The organism is Bacillus sp. AY18-3 (assembly GCF_008042305.1).
GTDB lineage: Bacteria > Bacillota > Bacilli > Bacillales > Bacillaceae_G > Bacillus_A > Bacillus_A wiedmannii.
In genome coordinates this window covers 151,730-173,868 of sequence record NZ_QKQR01000030.1, presented here as the reverse complement: position 1 = coordinate 173,868, position 22,139 = coordinate 151,730, and the positions used below count along the sequence as shown (strand labels likewise).

Sequence of the window (22,139 nt, the reverse complement as noted above, 5' to 3'; positions counted from 1 at the left end):
GAAAACCAAAAAGTAATGTAGAATATATCGTACATACATATATGAAGTCAACATAAAAGATAAAGAGGTGGGCATATGTTACTTGAAGAAGTAATGCAGCAACTAGAGAAATATGGAACAGAACAAAATCGTAAAACGTATAAAAACCACGGAGCGAAAGAGCCACTATTCGGAGTTAGTTTTGCCAATTTAAAATTGTTAAAAAAGAAGATAAAAAAAGATCATGATTTAGCAATTTCATTATGGAAAACAAAAAATATGGATGCAATGACTTTAGCAACAATGATTTTAGAACCAAAGCAAGTTACGACAGAACAGCTAAACAAATGGGTACAGGAAGTTGATTATTATTGTTTAATGGACGTTTTGATGACGGCTATTTGTACGTCGCCAATCGCGATAGAAAGAATGGAAGAATGGACAAAGTCTGATGATGAATGGATTGGAAGAGCAGGATGGTCTCTATTAGCAAATATAGCGATTAAAAATAAAACGTTACATGATGAATTCTTCACTCCGTATCTAGAAGAGATTAAAGCAAATATACATAATGAAAAAAATAGAAAAAAAGAAGCGATGAATAGTGCTTTAATCGCGATAGGAATTCGTAATGAAGACTTTGAGAGAAAAGCGATTGAAATTGCACGTGAAATTGGGAAAGTACAAGTTGATTACGGGGCAACGTCATGCAAAACACCAGACGCAGAACCGTATATACAAAAGGCGAGAGAAAGAGCTGAAAAAAAGAAAGTGAAATAAGAAAAGGGGAACGGTTATGAAACCAATGGAAGCAGCACAAAGCATAATTACATCACAATTTCCGAATTGTGATGTAGCTTTACTGGGAGGAAGCGTTGTAAGAGGAGAAGCGACAAAAACATCTGATCTTGACATTGTTATAGTTGATCAAAATTTACCGTCTTGTTTTAGAGAATCTTTCTATAGTAATGGATGGCCTGTTGAAGTGTTTGTACATAATTTTGAAACGTGTAAAACCTTTTTTAAAATGGATTGTGACCGAGGGAGACCTTCGTTACCACAATTAGTTTCAGAGGGTATTGTATTAAAAGGAGAAAATGAAATTGTTGAGAAATTAAAAAGAGAAGCAAATGATTTACTAAATAAAGGGCCAGCTAAATGGACTGAAGAAATGATGAAGCAAAAACGGTATTTTATTACGGATACTTTGGACGATTTTATTGGTGCATCAAAAAGAGAAGAAGAATTGTTTATCGCGAATTTATTAGCTGATTTATTACATGAATATATATTAAGAGTAAATGGGAAATGGCTTGGAAGTTCAAAATGGTTTATAAGGGTACTTAGAAAATATGATGAACATTACGCAGATCAATTTGTAGAGGCGTTCGATCATTTTTATACAACGGGTGAGAAAAGAAACTTAATTACTTTTGTAGAAAAAACGCTAGAACAGTATGGAGGAAGAATGTTCGAAGGGTTTTCTATAGGAAAATAAAAAGGGGATAGCATAATGAATGTACCAATCGTTCAATTAAGAGAACTGACACTAGATGATGTAGAAGAGCGATATCAATGGTCATTAGATAAAGAAGTGACAAATCATTTAGTTGTACCGGATCAATATCCACCGTTCACTCGTGAAGATACGAAAAAGTGGATTGAAGCATGTATAAATCGAAAAAATGGTTATGAACAAAGAGCTATCACTACAGAAAACGGCATACATATTGGATGGGTAGATCTTAAAAACTTTGATAAAACAAATAAAAATGCAGAACTGGGAATCGCAATTGGTAATAAAGAGTATTGGGGTAAAGGATATGGATTAGCAGGTTTATATAGTATGTTACATCTGGCATTCATTGAATTTGAATTAGAAAAAGTTTGGCTACGTGTAGATGAAGATAATTTTCAAGCTAGAAAGAGTTATGAAAAGGCTGGTTTTGTTTGTGAAGGATTAATGAGAAATGATCGATTACGTCAAGGAAAGTTCATTCATCGTTATCGTTATAGTATGTTAAGAGAAGAATACGAATCTATAGATAGTAGTTTATAAAAATATTATGTTAACTTAAAGGGGCTGGAGAAATATGATTCGATTACTTACGAAAGAAGATGCAAAACAATATTGGGAGTTACGTTTACAGGCATTACAAGTAAATCCAGAGGCATTTGTAACAACTTATGAAGAGGCGATTCGTCAAGAAAATCCAATTAAGCGAGTGGAAAATAATTTAACAGCTACTACTAGCTGTACATTCGGTGCTTTTAATGAAAAGAATCAATTAGTTGGAGTGGTTACTTTACTAACAGAAGAGAAAGAGGCGTATAAACATAAAGGTCATATCGTTGCGATGTATGTAGATGCAAGCAATCGAAGAAGTGGTCTTGCACGTGAGTTAATACGAAAGGGAATTGAAAGAGCAAGAGAAATGAGCTTAGAACAATTGAACTTAGGTGTTGTATCTACAAACGAACCAGCAAAAAAATTGTATGAATCAATGGGCTTTAAAACGTATGGGATTGAAAAGAGAGCTATAAAGATGAATGGTGTGTATAGTGATGATGAACATATGGTCTTGTTCTTTTAATAGAGGGAGTTTAGTATGAAAGATCTCCATTTAGAAAAAAATATGAACCCGCAAGTAGCGATTTTGTATGCGACGGTTACTGATACATTTAAACGATTGCAAAAGTTAGTAGAAGGTACTGATGTGAAAGAACTGTCCTTCAAAAGGTCAGAAAATAATGAAAATAGTATTAGGCAACTACTTCAGCATTTAGCAATAGTCGATTTACACTGGGTGTACCGTTTAAAAGGAGAGGAAGTTCCACCGACACTTGAAAATAAATATGGACCAATGTTGAATGAAATGGGAGGATTGCCTAGTTTAAGAAAGTATAAATTACAAGAATTAATGCAAGATTATGAAGCGGTGCAACATATGTTTTATGAGGAGTGTATGAAACTAACAGAAAATGATTTAACAAGGGAAGTTTTTTATGAGAAGGGAGAAACTGCGACTATAAGGTGGGGAATATGGCATATAGCCGATCATAATCGGTACCATCAAGCTCATATTAGTCAGTTAAGAAAACTATATAGAGCTAGAATAGATGCGAGATAAAGATTTCGAATTTTAATTATATTTAATTTGTTGTATAGTATAAGAAGAAACTAAACAAGGGGTTTTATAATGAAAGCTATTGCAGTAGGGATATTGGCATCATTTTTCTTTGCCTTTACCTTTGTTTTAAACCGGGCGATGGACTTAGAAGGTGGAAGCTGGATTTGGAGTGCTTCATTACGGTACTACTTTATGGTTCCAATGCTTTTACTTATTGTCATGTATAGAGGGAACTTAAAGCAACTCTTTCAATATATGAAAAATAATCCGAAAGAATGGTTAGTGTGGAGTATCGTTGGATTTGGTCTCTTCTATGCACCACTTAGTTTTGCCGGAGCTTTTGGACCTGGTTGGCTTGTTGCATCAACTTGGCAAATTACGATTGTCGCAGGAATTTTGTTAACACCATTTTTTGCAGTAGATCCATTACATAAAAAACTTCCAATAAAGGAATTAGTTATGTCTGGGGTTATTTTATGCGGTGTTGTACTCATGCAAGTAGAACATGCTTCTTCATTAGGAATTCGAGAAACCGTTTTATGTGTAGTTCCTGTACTTATTGCAGCGTTTGCGTATCCTCTTGGAAATCGAAAAATGATGCAAGTTTGTAAAGGCGAATTAGATGTATTCCAGCGAGTTCTCGGTATGACATTAGCAAGTTTACCATTTTGGTTTTTACTATCTGGTTATGAAGTATCAACAGGCGGATTACCGTCAAGTAGCCAAGTTTTCCAATGTTTTATTGTAGCAGTTAGTTCTGGTTTAATCGCGACAGTACTATTCTTCTTTGCGACAGATCTTGTAAAAGATGATCCACAAAAACTAGCAACAGTAGAAGCAACACAGTCCGGTGAAGTTTTATTTGCGCTAGTAGGAGAGCTTATCTTACTATCTGCGCCAATTCCGTCATCTTTATCTTGGATCGGAATGAGTCTTGTTATTGTCGGAATGATACTACATAGTTATGTAGCGGTCGTTGTGAAAAAAGAAGAAAAAATAACAGCGTAATGAGATTAGCTCTTTATAGAAAGAGCTAATCTTTTTTCATGGAAAGGAATGTAGAAATGAATTTGCAACGCGTGGAACAAATTGTGAAAGATCCAATTTTAAATGTGTTACGGTATGCAGTCGGGCCAAGTGAAACTAGCTTAAAGAAAGCAGTTTTATATTATGAGAGTAATAAAGGGACTTTGTACAGATATGAAGAAGAGGCTTGTATAGGTATTGAAATAATCGGAGCAAATAAAGCGAGAATATGTCACATAGCAGTCGCTCCACAATATCGTAATAAAGGAATTGCGTTGCAAATGATAAAAGAAGTAGTAAAAATGCTTCAATTAACTTATATAGAAGCAGAGACAGACAATGAGGCAGTAGAATTTTATGAAAAAATTGGTTTTCAGGTTAAAAGTTTAGGAGAAAGATATCCGGGGATTGAAAGATTTCATGTGTATTTTAAAAATAAAACATATTAAAATCATCTTAGAATATAATATCCGGAATAGGATTTGAAGAAATAGTTCGTTTTATATGTATCCTGCTATTTGTGGACAGTAAAACTCCCACCTCAAAATTTGGCTGGAGTAAGGAAGCTAGGTGGAAGCCCTGAAGCTCGTAAAAGCCCGATTGGTACGGAATAATAATTAGTGGGTGATGAACGAAACCGCCACTGCTTAAAGTTTCACTTTATTTGTTTTAATTTTAATAGCAACTAGTTATTAGTTTTTGACAAAAATGTAAGAAAGGTCGGAATGGTTAGTTGATGCTAAGGAAGGAAGTAAAATATGAGTAAATCAATAAATAATGTAACAATTGAGAAGAAGCGTGCAGTCTCATTAGATTTAGCAAGAGGTACTATGTTACTATTAATCGTACTTGCCCATGCACCGCTTTACTTGTATGCTGCAGATCCTGGAATTATGCATAGGGTGGAAAGCGGAAGTTTCTTTGATCAAATTGTAAACCTTTTTGGTATATTCATAATTGATAACCGTGCAAGAGCGATGTTTGCCGTATTATTAGGCTACGGTTTGGTTCTAGCACTCGAAGGGCAGATATCAAAAGGGAAAAATGAAAATCATGCTGTAAAAATAGTAAGAAGACGCTCTTGGTATTTAATACTGTTTGGGGTTGTGTTAGCAGTATTAATTGGAGGACAAGATATTCTTATGGCCTATGGTATAGCCGGGCTTCTTGTTAGCCCGCTATTAAAGTGTAAAATGAAAACATTAATTCGAACATTTACGATTATCACTATATTGTATATCATTTTTATCCCAATAATATGGGGATTTAATATGCAAGCAATAGGCGATTACGGTTTTTCACCAGATGTTTCAGCAAAAGACACGTATCTAAGTACTACAATGTTACGATTACTTTTCTTTCCTGTTATACCTGTTCTCATCCATTTTATGTTCCCAATTCTTCCTTCGGTAATTCTTGGTTTGTGGATTGCTAGATATCAGTTATTAATAAAACCAGAGCAAAATTTGAAAAAATTATATTATATAACAATTATAGGATTAGCAATTTCCTTAATAGGTGCTTTGCCTCTATCTTTTATAGGGACTTTATGGTATCCAAGTGTATTTACAGCTGGAATGATAAATGGAATCCATATTTTAACTGGAATTGTTGGAGGATTAGCATATGCAACGGGTTTCGGTATAATAGGGAGTAGATTGAAAAATCTAGGGTACTTTAGCCTTTCATTAATTGCTTTGGGAAAGCGCTCATTAACATTTTTTGTTTTGAATGAGGCACTGCTTGTTATACTTTTATCACCTGTAGCATTTGATTTAGGAGGGCATGTAAGTAACGCTCTTGCTGCATTGATAGCTATAAGTATTTGGATATTGTCTGTCATATTAGCTACAATAATGGAGAAAAACAATCTGAATGGACCATTAGAGATTTTATTGAGACGTTTAATATATAAAAATAAAACAATTGAAAGACGACCCAGGTATTAGGTCGTCTTTCAATTTATTATAGTCTATAAATAAAATTATAATCTAATGATAGTTTGTTTTTATTCATGGAATAAAAAGCATAAAATATGCAAATGTGCATCTAAGGTATAGTTTGAAAAAAGTAAGATTTACATTATATAATAAAGGTATCTGGAAAAATATAGATAAAAGAAATTAGGTGTATAACACATGAGAATGGATAAAAGTAAATTTATAAAAATTGCTACTTCAATAGGGGTATCATCTTTTTTATTAACTGGATGTGGCGATTATGAAGAAGATACTGCTCAACAAGAAAGTACTGCTGTTAAAACGGATGGTGAAAAACAAGGAAATGAACAAGAAACTTTACATTGTGATGATAAAACTCCTACCAATGAAAATGTAGAAAATGATGAGTTATGCAAGGAAATTAATCCATCGTTTTCATCGTATAATGAAAACTCACATTTACCGATACTGCCATTCGTAGCGGGATATTTATTAGCAAGCAGAACTTCAAATATGAATTATTCAGCAAAACCCAATGTAATGAAAAAAACGTATGCAAATAATATTATTCCATATCGTGAAAAAGACCAAAGTAGAACTGGTGGCAGCGGTGGTGGAGGATACTACGGTGGAACTAACAGTAACAACAATAATTCTTCCAATAAAGTAGATTTAAACAAACAACAGCCCAATTCCTCAAATAAGGTGACGCCAGATACAAATACGCCGAAATCATCTACTACTCAAACGCCGAAAGTGAATTCTGGTTCAAGTGGAATTGGAAACGCAAAAGCGCCAGCCGGATCATAACACGAAAGGATAATAGGATCATGTATACAGAACAAGAGCAGAAAGAGTATATGAAAGTATGGTTTTCACTTGCGGAAGAGGCTGGTCGGAATGGTTTTACATGGCCGAGTCTATTAGAAAATGAAGAATGGAATCAATATATGGCAACAGGTATGTATCGTATGCCAGTAAAAACTTATACTGCTATTTCAAAAGCGACAGAGGAAGTTATGTACGTGTTATATAGAACGTATCAATATATTGTCAATACAACAGAAGATTTTCAAAAACTAGGATTTCCAGCTGAAACGTGGGAAATTGCGAGAATGAAACATATTGGTTTGTTTTCATATTTTACAAGGTTTGACTTTATCGTAAATGGTGAAGATATAAAGTTAATAGAAGTAAATTGTGACACACCAACAGGTTATTTAGAGCCGTCTGTCGCAAATGAAGTGTTATGCCGTTATCACGACGTGAATCACCCAAATCATATAGAAGAGCATATTGTGCAGGCGTGGGAACAAATTAAACATGACTATAATATAGGTCCTGAAGAGACGATATATTTTACTAGTTATGATTGGCACGATGAAGATCATCAAACAGTTCAATTTTTAAGAAGCTATTGCTTAGATCAATCAACAGACTATATAGGAATACAAGATATCGTCGTTACAGATGATGGTATATATACGCCAAGTGGCGAACGAATCCATTATTTATATAGACTATATCCAATTGAATATTTAGTTTCAGATACCGATAAAAATGGGAAAAGAATTGGACTTCAGCTTTTAGATCATATAGCGCAAGGAAGAGTGAAAATTATTAATCCACCTGCTGCTTTTCTTATGCAAAATAAAAGTGTACTCGCATTAATTTGGCAACTGTTCGAAGAGGGAGTTTTCTTTGAGAAAGAAGAGCGAGAAATCATTCAGAACTACTTCTTACCAACATATTTTACAAATAAACCGTTTATAGAAAGAAATGAATTATATGTTTCTAAACCTTTATACGGCCGTGAAGGCGGAGGAGTATCTATATACGAAAATGATGAACTATTGGCTGAAGATAAAACGAAGTATTACTTTGAACAACGGAAAATATATCAGCAATACATAGAAATGCCTGACTATACAATTGACACATGGGATGGTCCGTATACTGGTAAACTATTAATTGGTTCACACTGTATTAGCGGGAGAGCCGCAGGGTTATTTTTACGTGTAGGCGAGAAAATAACGGGAAACTTATCGATGTTTACAGGGGTTACAATTGAAGGGTAAATGAAACGGAAGAGCTTATCAGTTGTGATGGGCTCTTTCGTTTATATATAGTGTTTGTATTGTTTTGACGTATCACTTTTATTTTTCTTCATACTGAAAAAACGTATGTAATTAAGCAAATTAGTTCAAATAGTAGAAAAGAGAATAAAGTTTTTTTATTTATCTGCTATTATTATTTGAGATCGATATATTGTCATTTGATTATTATGCATGTGAATTTATAACCTTTTTTTGAAGTGACAGAAATGATTAAGTTAAAAATTAAGAAAAATATGATAATATATGTATGTATTAGTTTTAAAAAATGGGGGAACAATCGTGAAAATGAATGACATAGTGGCAAGTACACAATTGCCAAATACAATCAAAACAATTACAAATGATTTAAGAGAATTAGGGTTAGAAAAAGGAATGACGGTTATTGTGCATTCTTCGCTCAGTTCTATTGGCTGGGTATCTGGCGGAGCCGTTGCGGTAGTAGAGGCGTTAATGAAAGTTATTACGGAAGAGGGAACAATTATTATGCCAACTCAATCTTCGGATTTATCTGATCCGAAACATTGGTCAAGACCACCTGTACCTGAAGAATGGTGGCAAATTATTCGAGATAACGTCCCGGCGTTTGAGCCACATATAACACCAACAAGGGCAATGGGAAAAGTAGTTGAATGTTTTCGTACATATCCGAATGTAGTACGTAGCAACCATCCATTAGGAAGTTTTGCTGCATGGGGAAAACATGCGGAAGAAATAACGATGAATCAGTCGCTATCAATGAGTTTAGGAGAGGAATCTCCATTAAGAAAAATATACGATTTAGATGGATACATATTATTAATTGGTGTTGGATATGATTCCAATACGTCTGTACATTTATCTGAAGTACGTACTGGTGCATGTGAGTTAATAAAAGTAGGGGCACCAATTATAGAGAATGGTGCAAGAGTATGGAAAGAGTTTGTTGATATGGATTACGATTCTGATAAGTTTGTAGAAATCGGTGTAGAGTTTGAGCGAAAAGGAACTGTAACAAATGGAAAAATAGGAAATGCAACGTGCCGTCTTATGAAGCAACGAGATATAGTTGACTTTGGAACAGAATGGTTTCGTAAGAAAAATCAGTAAGGGATGGTTACAATGAAGGGGAAAAAGGTATTAATTACGAGTGGTGGTTGTTTAGAAAAATGGGATCAAGTGCGTGGTCATACGAATATGGCAAAAGGAACAATTGGTAGAATAATCGCTGAAGAGTTTATAAGTAAAGGAGCACATGTTATATATTTACACGGTTATTTCGCTGAGAAACCGAACGATGTAAACAATCAATTAGAATTACACCCATTTGAAGGAATTGTTGATTTACAAGATAAAATGAAAAGTATAATTACACATGAAAAAGTCGATGCGGTCATTATGGCAGCGGCTGGATCAGATTGGGTTGTAGACAAGATTTGTGATCAAGATGGTAATGTTCTTAATATGAATGGGAAAATTTCAAGTGATATAGCGCCAATTATTCATTTTCAAAAGGCTCCAAAAGTATTAAAGCAAATAAAAGAGTGGGATCCAGAAACCGTACTCGTTGGCTTTAAACTTGAAAGTGATGTAAATGAAGAAGAATTGTTTGAAAGAGCGAAAAATAGAATGAAAGAATCTAAGGCAAATGTAATGATTGCAAATTCACCACATTCTTTATATTCACGTGGAGCGGTGCACTACGTAATTGGACAGGACGGTAAAGGGAAGTTATGTAATGGGAAAGATGAAACGGCGAAAGAAATTGTCAAAAGGTTAGAGGTACTATGTAATCACATTACTGCTTTATAATTTTAAGTATTTGGATAAGAGTGAATCCGCATAGTATATATAGGCAAGCGAAACTTTAATTTATGGGAATTTTACTTTTACACAAACGTTAACCATTCAAGATGGATACATAAAATAATTGGTGAGGAGTGGATTCTATGGAACATTTATTAAAGCAAGCGATTAAACTAAGAAATGAAAAGAAATATGCGCAATCTAGAGAGATACTAATGGGGTTAACCAATTTTACGCGGGATGCAGAAGTGCTTTTTCAATGTGCCTGGATACATGATGTAATGGGACTTGAAACAGACGCTGTGCCGTATTATGAACAGGCAATTGCAAATGGTCTTGATGGTGAGTCACTTTGCGGTGCATATATCGGTCTTGGAAGTACATATCGTTGTATAGGTGAGTATGACAAAGCAATTACAGTTTTAGAAACAGGTTTGCAGCAGTTTCCGGATAATGACGTGATAAAAGTATTTTTATCATTAGCAAAATATAACGTTAACGATCATGAATCCGCGATGAAATTATTACTTGAAACGGTTATAAAAGTAGACGAAGTTAAAGAATTTGAACGTGCGATTACATTTTATAAAGATCATTTAAACGAGGTTTTTAAATAGAGGAGTGAACGTATGAATGCCACACTATCACGAAGGCGAAAAGGCATTTGGATTGGACTCGTATCTTTCATCTTATTATCAAACTATTTATTGTATGCCCTTCCGATTGTACCAGCCGCTCCGAAAGAAGTAGTGCTTGGTTCTTTGTTAGATTGTATGTTTGTAATTCCGATTATTACATATTTCTTTATTATTCAAAAAAGATACTCGCTAACGTATATATTTCCTGTCGTAATAGCTGGATATATATTTGCGAGATTTATTATTCCAAGTGACTATTTACAAGCTTTTTCAAACGTTTCTTATATTATAGTTGCGGGAGAAATTGCTTTTGTAGGTCTAGAACTATTCCTGTTGTATAAAATCGTTAAAGTGCTTCCTAATACAATCAAAAGATATAAAGAATATAGAAGAGAATATTCTTCATTTTCTTATGCGATTGATGCAGCGTTTGATGCTACTATGAAAAGAAATAAATTAGTAGATATTATTGTAACAGAGTGTAAGTTAATCTATTATGCATTTTTATCGTGGCATATAAAAGTACCGGAAGGTGAATCCGTATACTCATATCACAAAAAGACCGGTGCAATAGGTGTATATATCATGATCATTCATGCGACCATAATAGAAAGTATTGGTTTTCATTATTTACTTCATCAATGGAATCCAGTAGTAGCATGGATTTTACTTATTTTAAACGCATACGCAATGTTTTATTTTTTAGCTGAAATACAAGCAATGCGTAAAAATCCAATTATTGTTACAGAAGAACGAGTAATCATTCAAATCGGATTAGGAAAGAAAATTGTTATACCATTTACACAAATTGATAAAATTGCGTTTTATAAAGGCAAACCTTTAAAGAAAGAAGAAGAGAAAGAGGTTCTTGACGCAACTGTGATGGAATTTATAAAGGAACCTCCAACATTTGAAATAACGCTAAAAGAGCCAGTGAAAGCACAATTGTTATATGGATTTTCTAAAACAGTAAGTCGTGTTCACTTAAATGTTGATGAGGAACGGAAATTTTATGATATGGTTACGGAGAAGTTGAAACATGAATAATGCTATTGGAGTTCCTTCTAATTTAGAAGGGACTTTTTTGTGTAGTAGAAAATGAGATTATATGGATTTTATCTTTAAAAACAAGAAACAAATTGACTGAACGCTTTCTTAGTGGAAATATAAAGGGATATAATGAAAGAACTAAAATAAAAGGGGAAATAAAAAAATGAGTTGCTTATGTACGTCAGACATTGAAATTATTGAAAGAAAAATCCGATATGATGGTACAACCATAGATCATGCTTGTTTACTAATAGAAGCGCAGCAGGACAAAATTATTTTATATCATGAAGTACAGTATTCTTTTACAATGGCAGCGAACGATACGAAGTTAACGATCCCGAAAGGAAGTTATACAGTTGCATACTACTGGGTAAATCTTCCATATAATTTATACGTTTGGAGAGATCAGGATGGGGGGTATCTAGGTTCGTATTTTAATATTGTAAAGAATACATGTATAACGGATGAAGTGGTATCCTTTGAAGATTTAATCCTTGATATTATGATACTTCCAAGTGGAGAATTTTTTATATTGGATGAGGATGAATTACCTGAGTCGTTAGAACAATTTGAAGACGGGTATGTAGAAAAGGCTCTTCATACAGTCAAAAACACAATTCAAGAGTCACTTCCAAAAATCATTTCAGAAACTGCTACTCTTTATAAAAAAATAAATATCGTTCATTAAAACCTAGTTGACTTATCGGAAATATTTGTATAATATGTAGTTAATTCTATAACGTATTGCTGATTGGAGAAACCAAAGGCATTTTATCTATTGATAAAATGCCTTTGGTTTTTTTATTATACAAATGCTGAATCTATTCATTTAAATGAATCATTTCAAGGAGGGGAAGAAGTGACTGTTTCAATTGATGGGGTATCAAAATATTTTTCGAAACAAACTGGTACGGTTCAAGTATTAGAAGATATTAATTTTCAATTAGAGAAAGGTGATTTTGTCACTGTAATCGGACCGAGTGGTTGTGGGAAAAGTACGCTTTTGAAAATTGTTGCGGGGTTAGATAACGAATTTGAAGGTGAAGTTATCATCGATGGAGAGCAAATTGTAAAACCGAGTAAAAAACAAGGTTTTATTTTTCAAGAACATCGTTTATTTCCGTGGTTAACAGTTGAAGAAAATGTTGCTGCAGATCTGTCGTTAAAAGATAAGTATGTAAAAGACAAGGTAAAGGAATGGGTTGAAATCGTTCGATTGGATGGTTTTGAAAAATCATATCCAAAAGAAATTTCAGGCGGGATGTCACAACGTGTTGCGATTGCGAGAGCTTTGCTAAGGGATCCAAATGTATTATTGCTTGATGAACCATTTGGAGCACTGGATGCATTTACCCGAAGTCATTTGCAAGAAGTACTGCTCAACATTTGGGAACAAAAAAAGACAACAATGATATTCGTTACACATGATATAGACGAAGCAATATATCTTTCGAACCGAATTGTCATCATGAGTGCAAAGCCTGGAAAAATACATAAAGTGATTGAAAATAATTTACCTTATCCACGTAGTAAAACTTCGGAGTCATTCCAAAAAATGCGAAAGAAAGTATTACAGCAGTTTGAACACGGGGGACTAATTCAAACAAGTATATAGGGAAAGAGTGAGTACATATGTATAAAAAAATCAAAGTTCTTTCTTTTGCTTTATCTATTTCTTTATTTTTATTCGGATGTGAAAAAAGCACAGCAAGTAGTAAGAAGGAAGATGTAACGGTACAAATTGGTATACAGCAAGGATTAAGTCCACTATTACTCGCACAGAAAAAAGGATGGTTTGAAGAAGAGTTTAAAAAAGAAGGTGTTAAAGTGAAGTGGACAGAGTTCCAAAGCGGTCCTCCTTATTTTGAAGCAATTGCATCAAATCGATTAGATTTTGGTGAAGTTGGGAACTCCCCAGTTATTTCAGCGCAAGCTGCAGGTATTGAATTTACTGAAATTGCTAATACAAGTTATGCGAGAAAAGGAACAGGGATTCTTGTACAAAAAGATAGCAAGATTACGAGTGTAAAAGATTTAAAAGGTAAAAAAATTGCAGTAGCAAAAGGAAGTAGCGCATTTAATTTATTATATCGAGCATTAGAAAAAGAAGGTATAAATGCGAAAGATGTAAATGTCATTCAACTGCAACCAGATGAAGCGCAGCCGGCATTTGAATCCGGATCAGTAGATGCATGGGCCATTTGGGATCCATTCATTTCACTACATACGTTAAATAAAGGGGCAAAGGTTATTGCAGATGGTGAACGATTAAATGTTTCTTCACCAGAGTTTTTAATTGCGAGAACAAAATTTGCGAAGGAACATCCAGAATTAGTTGAGAAATTCCTTAAAGTTTATGAAAAAGCACGTGTATGGCAAGAGTCAAACTTAGATGAAGCGATAAAAATATATACTTCTGCAAAGAAGATAGATGAAGAAATTGTAAAAGAAGTGTTTGATCACGACAAACCAATTTTAGTTCCGGTAACGAAAGAAATAATAGTCGAACAGCAAAAGACAGCGGATTTTCAATATAAGCTCGGCTCTATAAAGAAAGAAATCAAAACAGATAAAGTTGTAGATAATTCTTTCGTAGAAAAAGCATTAAAGGCGAAATGAAAAGAGGTTTTGTAAATTGGAGGATACGAAAGCTGTTATGAAAAGGGCGAGTATAACGATTGGCAAAAACAATGTAAAGAAAGTGCGAAAGACGAATGTAAAAGTGCTAGTAAGAGCGATTACTATACCGATTATCGTATTAATTATTTGGCAGTTAGCCGGCGTATTCGATTTAGTTTCTAAAACAGTTTTACCAACGCCATTAGATATATTACTAGCTTTTCAAGAACTTATTAAAACAGGAGAGTTATTCGGTCATTTAAGTATCAGTGTATTTAGGGCTGCGGCTGGTTTCTTTATCGGCGGGAGTTTAGGAATTATTTTAGGAACGATTGTTGGATTTTCAACGAGAAGTGAGCAATATTTAGATCCATCTGTACAAATGTTAAGAACTGTACCTCATTTAGCTGTTGCGCCACTTTTCGTATTATGGTTCGGTTTTGGAGAAACATCGAAAGTATTATTAATTGCGGACGGTGCATTTTTTCCTCTATACGTAAACGCGTTTTTAGGGATACGAGGTGTAGATTCAAAGTTATTCGATGTTGCCAGAGTGTTAGAGTTTAGTAAAAGAAAATTAATTACAAAATTAATTTTACCAGCAGCATTGCCGAACCTATTACTCGGAGCAAGATTATCATTAGGAGTTGCATGGGTGAGTTTAGTAGTAGCAGAACTTATGGGGTCTACAGAAGGTATCGGCTATATGATTATGGATGCAAGGCAATTTTCAAATACAGATATCGTATTTGTCGGCATTATTATTTTTGCATTCGTTGGAAAGTTTTCTGATTCACTCGTACGTTTACTAGAAGTGAAGTTTTTAAGATGGCGAGATAATTTTAAAGGAGAGACAGGGAATTAACATATAAAGTGAAACTTTAATCAGTGGGGGACATCCCCCACTGATTATCAGCCCTCACCAATCGGGATCTTACTGCCCGCAAATAGCGGGGTAAATTATTAGGGGTAATTTATATAGAGTATGTTAGTATACGTTTCAAAATAAATAAGGGGTGTGTAAAGATATGGAATTATTATGGTTTATTCCGGCTTATGGAGATGGTCGATATTTAGGAACGACAAAAAGAGGAAGAGCAGCTGAATATGGTTATTATAAGCAAGTTGCACAGGCAGCTGATTATTTAGGATATACTGGTGTATTACTTCCAACTGGTCAAGGTTGTGAAGATCCATGGGTGTTAGCATCAGCTCTTGCGGCTGAGACAGAGAAATTAAAATTTTTAGTAGCAGTTAGACCAGGGTTAATGTCACCGACAGTTGCAGCGAGGATGGCATCTACATTTGATAGAATTTCAGATGGGAGATTACTTATTAATGTAGTAGCTGGAGGAGATCCTGTTGAATTGCAAGGTGATGGATTGTATCTTGAACATGATGAAAGATATGAAGTTGCAGATGAATTTTTAAAGGTTTGGAAGTCAGTATTACAAGGTGAAACGATCTCTTTAGAAGGAAAACATATTAAAGTTACGGAGAGTAAAGTTGTATTTCCTCCGGTTCAAACACCGTATCCACCAATTTATTTTGGCGGATCGTCCGCTGCAGGTAAAGAAGTTGCGGCTGAACATAGTGATGTATATTTAACTTGGGGAGAGCCACCAGAGCAAGTGAAAGAGAAAATAGATGAAGTAAAAAAACTTGCGGAAGAGAAGGGGCGTAACGTACGATTTGGTATTAGACTACACGTAATTGTAAGAGAGACAGAAGAAGAAGCATGGGAAGAGGCTGAAAGGTTAATTCAATATGTAGATAATGAAACAATTGAGCTCGCTCAAAAAACATTTGCAAGATATGATTCAGTTGGACAAAAACGAATGACACATTTAAATAAAGGAACGAGAGAGTCGTTAGAGATAAGTCCTAACTTATGGGCTGGAATTGGGCTTGTAAGAGGTGGTGCTGGCACTGCGCTTGTTGGAGATCCGCATACAGTAGCAGAAAGAATAAAAGAATATGAAGCGTTAGGAATTGATACGTTTGTATTATCAGGATACCCCCATTTAGAAGAGGCATATGAAGTGGCAGAACTGTTATTTCCTTTATTGAAAGACGAGAAGGAACAAGAAAATAAAATTGTTGGTGAAATGATAGCTGATGCATATGCATTAAAAAAATAGTGAGAAATAAAGTTGAACCAATCGGCTATTAACAGGCAGTTTCACCTATGTTTTGCTTCATTTTGTTTACTGCCTGTTAATACGGGATAAAAAAACTCGCAAGTATTTCACTTGCGGGTTTTCGTCGTAAACTATTAGAAAATATGGTAAAATTAAATAGTAACTTAAGGTACGGTTGGTTGTTCAATTATCACTTCTCCAAATAGGAGGGGGGTGATAATACGTGAGTGAAATAGCGTTGCTACTGCAGGGTGGACTGTTTCTCGTTGCATTGTTAACGTTCGTCGTCGTTTTAATAGACAAGCTCAAAAAATAACAACCCACCTATGCCAATAGAATGTGGGTTGTTTTGTTTGTAAGAAACAAATAGGATAAATGAACAATCCAATCTGCTAAGTTACGTGGACTAGTGTGTAGCCGCACACTGGTCTTTTTTATTTATTTACAATTAATAATTGGTTTATGTGATTGTATTGTTCTTTTCATACTTATTATAACACAGTGTCTTTTCATACTTATTATAACACAGTGTCTTTTCATCAAGAAAGGAGACCGTATGTTCTGATTTCGATTAAATAGTAGGTTTTTTTTCTTTAAATAGCCCATCCATATACTGTTTTAAAGTTTGGACATAAAATTCCTGCCTATTTACATCATTTACGCCGACAATTGGAGATGAAAGTTCATATCTCTTTTCTGATAAATGAACGACAACGTCAAATATATCAAATAGACGAATGAAACAGAACAGGCCATCTTTATCACTTAATAAAATAAAGTAATGGTTCTCGCTATTTGTATTTAATGTATTCCATAAAGAACTTTTACTTAAATCGCGAACTATACTTTTTTCTTTTAATTCCATAAAATCGGCATTTGATAGAATGTTAGAAATAACAATCGCATCTGGATCTTCAAAATAGCCATCAACAGCTTGGACAGCGAAAGTATAAGCTGTTTTTAATACACTCATTTTGTATTTACGGTTATCTAAAAGTAATTCACGTTGAATAGAGCTAGCTACTTTCGTTACACGTTCTTCTTTCCAAATTTCATTATGTAGCGAAATATCGTGCTTTTTACATAGTTTCATAATTAATGCATTGGAATAAAGTATTTCATCACTTACTTCAACAACATCTGTCTCAGCAGCCGCAAGTTCCTCACCATGTTCATTCGTATAGAGCGGGGAATCAATTTGTTTTTTCATTTGCTCAATCTTAAATTGACTTAATTTATGCCGAATTAAGGGGCGATCAATATTTGCTGTCATTTGTTCATGGCAAGTATCACAAATTGAGTTTGTGAAATAATATCCACATAATATTTCGGGGATGACATATTGTTCACTAAGTTCTTTCGTATCTTTTCTGCATATGATGCATTGTGTCATTTTTATCACCTTTACCTGCAAATTTGTATGTAATCTCATTGTAGTGTATTTATTGGTATTTTGGAATATTGTAAAGGAAAATATTATGTGAAATTCTTGCTTATTTTGGTACAATGAAGAGAAGTGCTAGTTTAAAGGAGGACGTTTTTTTGAAATCGAAAGTGCACTTTTGGACATTAGAAGTGCTAATGGTTGTAGCGATCATATTTATTTGCACAAAAATATCGTTTCTATTTCAACCGATTGGTATCTTCATATCAACGTTGTTTTTCCCAATCTTAATCGCGTTATTTTTATACTTCATATTTAACCCATTGTTAGTCTTTTTGGAGAATAAAAAAGTACCTAGAAATTTAGCGGTTTTACTGTTATATCTTTTTATTATAACATTAACTGCAGTTGGAGTTGGGGTAGTTGTTCCAACGATCTCGCAACAGTTAATGGATTTAGTAAAAAATATGCCCGGTTATATTAAAGAGGGAAAACTATACATACAAGATTTATCCCATCATAGATTGTTTGAATGGTTATCTACACAAAACTATGTTTCCATTGAAACAATTGAAAAAAATGCAATTGAATACTTAAAGGATATACCAAACACAATTACGTCGAGTGCAACGGCTTTATTTGGTATTATAACGAACGTCGCATTAGTTATCTTTACAGTACCGTTTATTTTATTTTATATGTTTAAAGATGGACATGCGTTTCCAGGGAAAGCAGTTAGTCTATTACCTGAGTCTTACCGTGAAGAAGGACTTCGTATCATTAAGGAAACGAACGAAACATTATCTGCATATATTCAAGGACAAGCGCTCGTTTGTATATTTGTAGGTGCTTTTACTTTTATCGGTTATTTAATTATCGATTTACCGTACGCTTTCGTTTTAGGAATTATAGCAGCATTTACAAATATCATTCCTAACCTAGGTCCATTTATCGGTGCAGCACCAGCTGTTATTGTAGGTCTGTTCGTATCTCCGATGCAAGCGTTGTACGTAATTATTATCGTAACAATTGTACAACAGTTTGAAAGTAACATCATTTCACCGCGTATTATGAGTTCAAAATTAAATATCCATCCGTTAACAATTATTATTTTAATTTTAGGGGTAGGTAACTTTGCGGGAATTATCGGAATGATTTTGGCAGTACCAGTTTATGCAGTAACAAAAACAGTTGTATCGAACTTAGTGAGATTGTTTAAGACGAAACGAAGTAATCGAAAATAGTATAAGTTGAGAAAGATACACCGCTTTTTAAGTGGTGTATCTTTTGTTTGTTAATCAATGTAAAAAAGTGTATGCATAAACTTTTATTATATATTTATTACATATCAAATATAACGATAAACTTGTATGATATAGCCCCAATAAAACTATGTGGAATCCCTCTGAACTATCCAAATCATTTCCTTACAGCGTGCTAGCAACATCATAATCGACCCCTTTCAAATTTTATATTTTTAAAAGATTATAGATGAGAGTAGTACTTGCTTCTACGATCTCGAATTTCGTCTATAACCTGTTTATATTGTTGTTCTTGTTTTAATTCCGCATCAGAATAGTTTTTTTTCTGAATTGTAATTGTTAAAAAGAAAAGGTGAAACTTCATGATACATTCCTCCTTTCGAAAGGAATTATAGATGGCTACAGTAGTGACTTTGACGTTCTTTTACATCCTCCATAGCTTTATTAATTTGATGGTCATGCAATATCTCACTGTCTGAGAACTTAGTTTTGTGAATGGTGATCGTTAAAAAGAATACTTTAAATTTCATTTGTTTTTTCCCCTTTAAAAGTTATTTAGAAAAGACGGCTGTAATAAGAAGCTTGGTGCTCTTTCACTTCGTCCATAATAGTTTGAATGTGTTGCTCACGCAAAATCTCACTTTGAGAAAGCTTACGTTTTTGAATGGTGATTGTTAAAAAGAATGCTTTGAATTTCATGAAGGTATTGCTCCTTTAAAATATATTTTTAATACATTTGCGTATAGTATGAACTTTTAATGTCAGTCATTTTATCAGTCAGTTGTTTTAATTGTTGTTTACGAATGATTTCATCTTCAGATAAAGTGTTTTTCTGAAGTACAGTTGTAAAAAAGAAAATATGAAAAGTCATAAATGAATTCCTCCTTTCGAAAAGGAATTACAGGTGATCACAATAAAGCGCTTGGCGCTCCTTAACATCATTCATAGCTTTTTCAATTTGCTCATTATGAAAAATTTCATCTTTGGAAATTGTATTTCTTTGAATCGTAATACTTAAAAACAATACGCTAATGGTCATCGAATGTTGCTCCTTTCTTTAAAAAATAATATAAGAGGCTAAAAAATCGCACAAAAAAGCCACAGGAAGATATAGTTCTCCTATGGCTGGGCGTCAAAAGGCCACAGGAAAGTATACGACCTCCTGTGGCGAATTTATGAATTAATAGAAATAAAGTGCGATTTTCAATTCTCCATTAGGGTGGTCGAATTCATATTTAATTGTCCGAAAAACAAAGGTGCAGTTAACGCTAAAGTTAAAGCATGTAATTGTAATTTCATCATTTCCTTCGACCTCCTTTTAGAATTTTTTCTTACGTTAGTAAGTATATACAATTAATGGATAATTGTAAACATGAAAATTGAAAATTTTTAATTTTGATTAAAATGCGTATATTTTAAAGGGTTTTGGAAAGAAGTATTGTAATGAACGAAATATCGATAAAATGGGGGATGCTAAATGAAATATATGCATCGTAATGTAGTTGTTATGCTAACAATTTTTTTATGTATTACTGCTTGTTCTAGCGGAGAAAGAATAAAAGAAATATCTGATGTTGAACCTAGTGACTTTAAGAAATATGCTGGGACATACGTTGGTAATAACTCAGATATGGTTGCAATTGTTAATCATTTACCCGGTGGTGATACATTTCAAAGTATTAGTTTGGAGAATGAAAGTATAAAGGTAAACTATGGTGCAAATGGAACTCTGACAGAAGACATGGTTGAGACGTATTGGTTTGATGGCAAGGACACAATGGAGAAGAATTTTCTCTTTAACGTTATTTATCTAGCGATTTTAGTACCAAATGCGAAAAGTTACGAGTTTCAAGTAGAAAATAAAAATTTCACGATAAAAAGAGAAGATATACTATCAATCTTGTATGAAAAATTTGATGATTTTCCAAAAGAAAATGATATATGGGATAAAAAGAAAGTAGTAAAGTTCCTTAACGATAATAGCGAAAAAATTACAATGTTTATAAATGATAAAGAGTTTCGGAAAGCTTTATTTGCTAAATATCCGGTGCAGCAGTTGAAATGATAGGAGGAGAATAGGTGGAGTTAGTATACAAAATTACTTATCATCGAATGCAAGATCATTATTTACCTAAGTTATTACAGGCAATTAGCCTCGTTAGTGAAGAAGATTTGTGGAAACAAAGGGACTCTATTAATTCAATTGGTGGAATCGTACTGCATATTAGTGAACATATACAGAGAAATACTAGTCGTTATAAAAATCCAAATATAGTTTTTGAAAAGGGAATCGAGGAGTATTTTCCAGTAAAGCGACAACGTACTGAAGTTTTGCTACAGTACGTTGAAGAAGTATTTGATGAATGGAGAAAAGCATATTTACAAGCATGCGAAGAAAAAAAGCATATGGATCTTCATAGCTTATTACATTTAGCGGAGCATACAAGTTATCATTTAGGGCAAGTAGTAGATCGTACAAAGTCCATAACGGAACAACAATTTAACTTTTGTCAAAATGGAATAAATGAAAAGAATTTGAGAACAAGAGTTGAAACCTCGAAATTTTAGAAAGAGAGTCATTCTTAATAGAATGACTCTCTTTTTTTGTAAAAGAAATTTATGGAAATAAATGTTTTTATGTGATATGGTTAATTACATAAGTAACGAACCTATGAACCTAAGGTGGTGAAATTGTGAAACCTACTCTGGAGCAAAATAAATTAATATACTTACAAATTGCAGAAACGATTGAATCTGATATTTTAAAAGACATATTACTTGAAGAAGAACAAGTTCCATCAACAAATCAATTTGCGAAGATGTTACAAATAAATCCAGCTACTGCAGCTAAAGGGGTAAATGTATTAGTGGATGAAGGGATTCTATATAAAAAGAGAGGGATTGGGATGTTTGTTGCAAAGGGAGCGAAAGAAGTCGTACTTAAAAAAAGACAAAATACTTTTATGACTGAATATTTACCTAAAGTGTGGGAAGAAGCAAAAGTACTAGAAATATCCAAAGATGAATTGATGGATATGATTCAAAAAATTACGAAGGAGGGGAAATAGGG

General features: G+C 33.7%; 30 protein-coding genes. 24 read left to right on the top strand and 6 right to left on the bottom strand.

Annotation, left to right across the window (positions count from 1 at the left end; all coding sequences use genetic code 11):
* The first annotated feature begins 75 nt into the window (after positions 1–75).
* The 20 genes from DM800_RS23605 to DM800_RS29735 all read left to right on the top strand — a co-directional run bounded on the left by DM800_RS23605 (position 76) and on the right by DM800_RS29735 (position 16,739).
* Positions 76–759: a DNA alkylation repair protein gene (locus DM800_RS23605; RefSeq protein WP_147787710.1), complete on the top strand. Its 684-nt coding sequence runs from the start codon at positions 76–78 to the stop codon at positions 757–759.
* A 16-nt stretch (positions 760–775) separates the two neighbouring features.
* The gene (locus DM800_RS23600; RefSeq protein ID WP_147787709.1) at positions 776–1,477 is read left to right on the top strand and encodes a nucleotidyltransferase domain-containing protein; all 702 of its coding nucleotides are present in this window, start codon (positions 776–778) and stop codon (positions 1,475–1,477) included.
* A gap of 15 nt (positions 1,478–1,492) precedes the next feature.
* Positions 1,493–2,038: a GNAT family N-acetyltransferase gene (locus tag DM800_RS23595; RefSeq protein ID WP_147787708.1), complete on the top strand. Its 546-nt coding sequence runs from the start codon at positions 1,493–1,495 to the stop codon at positions 2,036–2,038.
* A 34-nt stretch (positions 2,039–2,072) separates the two neighbouring features.
* On the top strand, positions 2,073–2,573 hold the full coding sequence (locus tag DM800_RS23590; protein WP_097908584.1) for a GNAT family N-acetyltransferase: 501 nt from the start codon (positions 2,073–2,075) through the stop codon (positions 2,571–2,573).
* A gap of 15 nt (positions 2,574–2,588) precedes the next feature.
* Positions 2,589–3,110: a DinB family protein gene (locus tag DM800_RS23585; protein WP_147787707.1), complete on the top strand. Its 522-nt coding sequence runs from the start codon at positions 2,589–2,591 to the stop codon at positions 3,108–3,110.
* A gap of 69 nt (positions 3,111–3,179) precedes the next feature.
* On the top strand, positions 3,180–4,118 hold the full coding sequence (locus DM800_RS23580) for a DMT family transporter (protein ID WP_087980770.1): 939 nt from the start codon (positions 3,180–3,182) through the stop codon (positions 4,116–4,118).
* A gap of 56 nt (positions 4,119–4,174) precedes the next feature.
* A complete protein-coding gene (locus DM800_RS23575; protein WP_147787706.1) occupies positions 4,175–4,585 on the top strand; it encodes a GNAT family N-acetyltransferase in 411 nt (136 codons plus the stop codon).
* A gap of 309 nt (positions 4,586–4,894) precedes the next feature.
* The gene (locus DM800_RS23570; RefSeq protein ID WP_147787705.1) at positions 4,895–6,085 is read left to right on the top strand and encodes a DUF418 domain-containing protein; all 1,191 of its coding nucleotides are present in this window, start codon (positions 4,895–4,897) and stop codon (positions 6,083–6,085) included.
* 189 nt (positions 6,086–6,274) lie between these two features.
* Complete coding sequence (locus DM800_RS23565; RefSeq protein WP_147787704.1) at positions 6,275–6,886, top strand: hypothetical protein; 612 nt, start codon at positions 6,275–6,277, stop codon at positions 6,884–6,886.
* A 20-nt stretch (positions 6,887–6,906) separates the two neighbouring features.
* The gene (locus DM800_RS23560; protein ID WP_147787703.1) at positions 6,907–8,154 is read left to right on the top strand and encodes a glutathionylspermidine synthase family protein; all 1,248 of its coding nucleotides are present in this window, start codon (positions 6,907–6,909) and stop codon (positions 8,152–8,154) included.
* Between the two features lie 324 nt (positions 8,155–8,478).
* On the top strand, positions 8,479–9,279 hold the full coding sequence (gene aacC / locus DM800_RS23555; RefSeq protein ID WP_131233603.1) for a BA2930 family N-acetyltransferase: 801 nt from the start codon (positions 8,479–8,481) through the stop codon (positions 9,277–9,279).
* A 12-nt stretch (positions 9,280–9,291) separates the two neighbouring features.
* Positions 9,292–9,981, top strand: coding sequence for a phosphopantothenoylcysteine decarboxylase domain-containing protein (locus DM800_RS23550; RefSeq protein ID WP_048566190.1), 690 nt, complete (start codon positions 9,292–9,294; stop codon positions 9,979–9,981).
* A 137-nt stretch (positions 9,982–10,118) separates the two neighbouring features.
* Complete coding sequence (locus tag DM800_RS23545) at positions 10,119–10,592, top strand: tetratricopeptide repeat protein (RefSeq protein WP_137036125.1); 474 nt, start codon at positions 10,119–10,121, stop codon at positions 10,590–10,592.
* Between the two features lie 12 nt (positions 10,593–10,604).
* The gene (locus DM800_RS23540; protein ID WP_147787702.1) at positions 10,605–11,660 is read left to right on the top strand and encodes a hypothetical protein; all 1,056 of its coding nucleotides are present in this window, start codon (positions 10,605–10,607) and stop codon (positions 11,658–11,660) included.
* Positions 11,661–11,826: 166 nt separating this feature from the next.
* Positions 11,827–12,351: a ribonuclease FAU-1 family protein gene (locus tag DM800_RS23535; RefSeq protein WP_147787701.1), complete on the top strand. Its 525-nt coding sequence runs from the start codon at positions 11,827–11,829 to the stop codon at positions 12,349–12,351.
* Between the two features lie 171 nt (positions 12,352–12,522).
* Positions 12,523–13,278 carry an ABC transporter ATP-binding protein gene (locus DM800_RS23530; protein ID WP_147787700.1) on the top strand — a complete coding sequence of 252 codons (756 nt, stop codon included), beginning with the start codon at positions 12,523–12,525 and terminating at the stop codon, positions 13,276–13,278.
* 17 nt (positions 13,279–13,295) lie between these two features.
* Positions 13,296–14,282, top strand: a complete 987-nt coding sequence (locus DM800_RS23525) for an aliphatic sulfonate ABC transporter substrate-binding protein (RefSeq protein WP_147787699.1) — start codon at positions 13,296–13,298, stop codon at positions 14,280–14,282.
* A gap of 16 nt (positions 14,283–14,298) precedes the next feature.
* Positions 14,299–15,147, top strand: coding sequence for an ABC transporter permease (locus tag DM800_RS23520; protein WP_147787698.1), 849 nt, complete (start codon positions 14,299–14,301; stop codon positions 15,145–15,147).
* A 163-nt stretch (positions 15,148–15,310) separates the two neighbouring features.
* Positions 15,311–16,423, top strand: coding sequence for an FMNH2-dependent alkanesulfonate monooxygenase (ssuD, locus tag DM800_RS23515; RefSeq protein ID WP_098133257.1), 1,113 nt, complete (start codon positions 15,311–15,313; stop codon positions 16,421–16,423).
* 223 nt (positions 16,424–16,646) lie between these two features.
* On the top strand, positions 16,647–16,739 hold the full coding sequence (locus DM800_RS29735; protein ID WP_001289320.1) for a putative holin-like toxin: 93 nt from the start codon (positions 16,647–16,649) through the stop codon (positions 16,737–16,739).
* Positions 16,740–16,994: 255 nt separating this feature from the next.
* Here DM800_RS29735 and DM800_RS23510 read toward each other — a convergent pair whose 3' ends face one another.
* Positions 16,995–17,816: an HNH endonuclease gene (locus tag DM800_RS23510; RefSeq protein ID WP_060487133.1), complete on the bottom strand. Its 822-nt coding sequence runs from the start codon at positions 17,814–17,816 to the stop codon at positions 16,995–16,997.
* A 149-nt stretch (positions 17,817–17,965) separates the two neighbouring features.
* Between DM800_RS23510 and DM800_RS23505 the strand changes: the two genes are divergently transcribed.
* Positions 17,966–19,051, top strand: a complete 1,086-nt coding sequence (locus tag DM800_RS23505) for an AI-2E family transporter (protein ID WP_147787697.1) — start codon at positions 17,966–17,968, stop codon at positions 19,049–19,051.
* Positions 19,052–19,292: 241 nt separating this feature from the next.
* Here DM800_RS23505 and DM800_RS23500 read toward each other — a convergent pair whose 3' ends face one another.
* The 5 genes from DM800_RS23500 to DM800_RS23480 are packed head-to-tail and all read right to left on the bottom strand — an operon-like array spanning position 19,293 to position 20,108.
* Positions 19,293–19,433: a YrzI family small protein gene (locus DM800_RS23500; RefSeq protein ID WP_064473550.1), complete on the bottom strand. Its 141-nt coding sequence runs from the start codon at positions 19,431–19,433 to the stop codon at positions 19,293–19,295.
* 25 nt (positions 19,434–19,458) lie between these two features.
* Positions 19,459–19,599: a YrzI family small protein gene (locus DM800_RS23495; protein ID WP_064469812.1), complete on the bottom strand. Its 141-nt coding sequence runs from the start codon at positions 19,597–19,599 to the stop codon at positions 19,459–19,461.
* A gap of 25 nt (positions 19,600–19,624) precedes the next feature.
* Positions 19,625–19,768 carry a YrzI family small protein gene (locus DM800_RS23490; protein WP_017560126.1) on the bottom strand — a complete coding sequence of 48 codons (144 nt, stop codon included), beginning with the start codon at positions 19,766–19,768 and terminating at the stop codon, positions 19,625–19,627.
* 28 nt (positions 19,769–19,796) lie between these two features.
* The gene (locus tag DM800_RS23485; protein WP_000142721.1) at positions 19,797–19,940 is read right to left on the bottom strand and encodes a YrzI family small protein; all 144 of its coding nucleotides are present in this window, start codon (positions 19,938–19,940) and stop codon (positions 19,797–19,799) included.
* Between the two features lie 27 nt (positions 19,941–19,967).
* On the bottom strand, positions 19,968–20,108 hold the full coding sequence (locus tag DM800_RS23480) for a YrzI family small protein (protein ID WP_000156189.1): 141 nt from the start codon (positions 20,106–20,108) through the stop codon (positions 19,968–19,970).
* Positions 20,109–20,546: 438 nt separating this feature from the next.
* Here DM800_RS23480 and DM800_RS23475 point away from each other — a divergent pair, with 438 nt between their 5' ends.
* The 3 genes from DM800_RS23475 (at position 20,547) to DM800_RS23465 (ending at position 22,137) form a co-directional block, all read left to right on the top strand.
* Complete coding sequence (locus DM800_RS23475) at positions 20,547–21,134, top strand: DUF4825 domain-containing protein (RefSeq protein WP_087983790.1); 588 nt, start codon at positions 20,547–20,549, stop codon at positions 21,132–21,134.
* A 14-nt stretch (positions 21,135–21,148) separates the two neighbouring features.
* Positions 21,149–21,637: a DinB family protein gene (locus tag DM800_RS23470; RefSeq protein WP_098133255.1), complete on the top strand. Its 489-nt coding sequence runs from the start codon at positions 21,149–21,151 to the stop codon at positions 21,635–21,637.
* 125 nt (positions 21,638–21,762) lie between these two features.
* Positions 21,763–22,137 (top strand): GntR family transcriptional regulator, encoded by a 375-nt coding sequence (locus DM800_RS23465; protein WP_000805192.1) that lies wholly within the window; start codon positions 21,763–21,765, stop codon positions 22,135–22,137.
* Positions 22,138–22,139: the final 2 nt, after the last annotated feature.

Bases quoted from the DNA above. Each gene is read 5' to 3' on its own strand.
- DM800_RS23540 (WP_147787702.1), top strand. From the start codon at position 10,605: ATGAATGCCACACTATCACGAAGGCGAAAAGGCATTTGGATTGGACTC.
- DM800_RS23525 (WP_147787699.1), top strand. From the start codon at position 13,296: ATGTATAAAAAAATCAAAGTTCTTTCTTTTGCTTTATCTATTTCTTTA.
- DM800_RS23605 (WP_147787710.1), top strand. From the start codon at position 76: ATGTTACTTGAAGAAGTAATGCAGCAACTAGAGAAATATGGAACAGAA.
- DM800_RS23500 (WP_064473550.1), bottom strand. From the start codon at position 19,433: ATGAAGTTTCACCTTTTCTTTTTAACAATTACAATTCAGAAAAAAAAC.
- DM800_RS23490 (WP_017560126.1), bottom strand. From the start codon at position 19,768: ATGAAATTCAAAGCATTCTTTTTAACAATCACCATTCAAAAACGTAAG.
- ssuD (WP_098133257.1), top strand. From the start codon at position 15,311: ATGGAATTATTATGGTTTATTCCGGCTTATGGAGATGGTCGATATTTA.
- DM800_RS23575 (WP_147787706.1), top strand. From the start codon at position 4,175: ATGAATTTGCAACGCGTGGAACAAATTGTGAAAGATCCAATTTTAAAT.
- DM800_RS23485 (WP_000142721.1), bottom strand. From the start codon at position 19,940: ATGACTTTTCATATTTTCTTTTTTACAACTGTACTTCAGAAAAACACT.
- DM800_RS23510 (WP_060487133.1), bottom strand. From the start codon at position 17,816: ATGACACAATGCATCATATGCAGAAAAGATACGAAAGAACTTAGTGAA.
- DM800_RS23580 (WP_087980770.1), top strand. From the start codon at position 3,180: ATGAAAGCTATTGCAGTAGGGATATTGGCATCATTTTTCTTTGCCTTT.
- DM800_RS23545 (WP_137036125.1), top strand. From the start codon at position 10,119: ATGGAACATTTATTAAAGCAAGCGATTAAACTAAGAAATGAAAAGAAA.
- aacC (WP_131233603.1), top strand. From the start codon at position 8,479: ATGAATGACATAGTGGCAAGTACACAATTGCCAAATACAATCAAAACA.
- DM800_RS23560 (WP_147787703.1), top strand. From the start codon at position 6,907: ATGTATACAGAACAAGAGCAGAAAGAGTATATGAAAGTATGGTTTTCA.
- DM800_RS23570 (WP_147787705.1), top strand. From the start codon at position 4,895: ATGAGTAAATCAATAAATAATGTAACAATTGAGAAGAAGCGTGCAGTC.
- DM800_RS23595 (WP_147787708.1), top strand. From the start codon at position 1,493: ATGAATGTACCAATCGTTCAATTAAGAGAACTGACACTAGATGATGTA.
- DM800_RS23585 (WP_147787707.1), top strand. From the start codon at position 2,589: ATGAAAGATCTCCATTTAGAAAAAAATATGAACCCGCAAGTAGCGATT.
- DM800_RS23590 (WP_097908584.1), top strand. From the start codon at position 2,073: ATGATTCGATTACTTACGAAAGAAGATGCAAAACAATATTGGGAGTTA.
- DM800_RS23475 (WP_087983790.1), top strand. From the start codon at position 20,547: ATGAAATATATGCATCGTAATGTAGTTGTTATGCTAACAATTTTTTTA.
- DM800_RS23495 (WP_064469812.1), bottom strand. From the start codon at position 19,599: ATGAAATTTAAAGTATTCTTTTTAACGATCACCATTCACAAAACTAAG.
- DM800_RS23550 (WP_048566190.1), top strand. From the start codon at position 9,292: ATGAAGGGGAAAAAGGTATTAATTACGAGTGGTGGTTGTTTAGAAAAA.
- DM800_RS23535 (WP_147787701.1), top strand. From the start codon at position 11,827: ATGAGTTGCTTATGTACGTCAGACATTGAAATTATTGAAAGAAAAATC.
- DM800_RS23600 (WP_147787709.1), top strand. From the start codon at position 776: ATGAAACCAATGGAAGCAGCACAAAGCATAATTACATCACAATTTCCG.
- DM800_RS23565 (WP_147787704.1), top strand. From the start codon at position 6,275: ATGAGAATGGATAAAAGTAAATTTATAAAAATTGCTACTTCAATAGGG.
- DM800_RS23480 (WP_000156189.1), bottom strand. From the start codon at position 20,108: ATGACCATTAGCGTATTGTTTTTAAGTATTACGATTCAAAGAAATACA.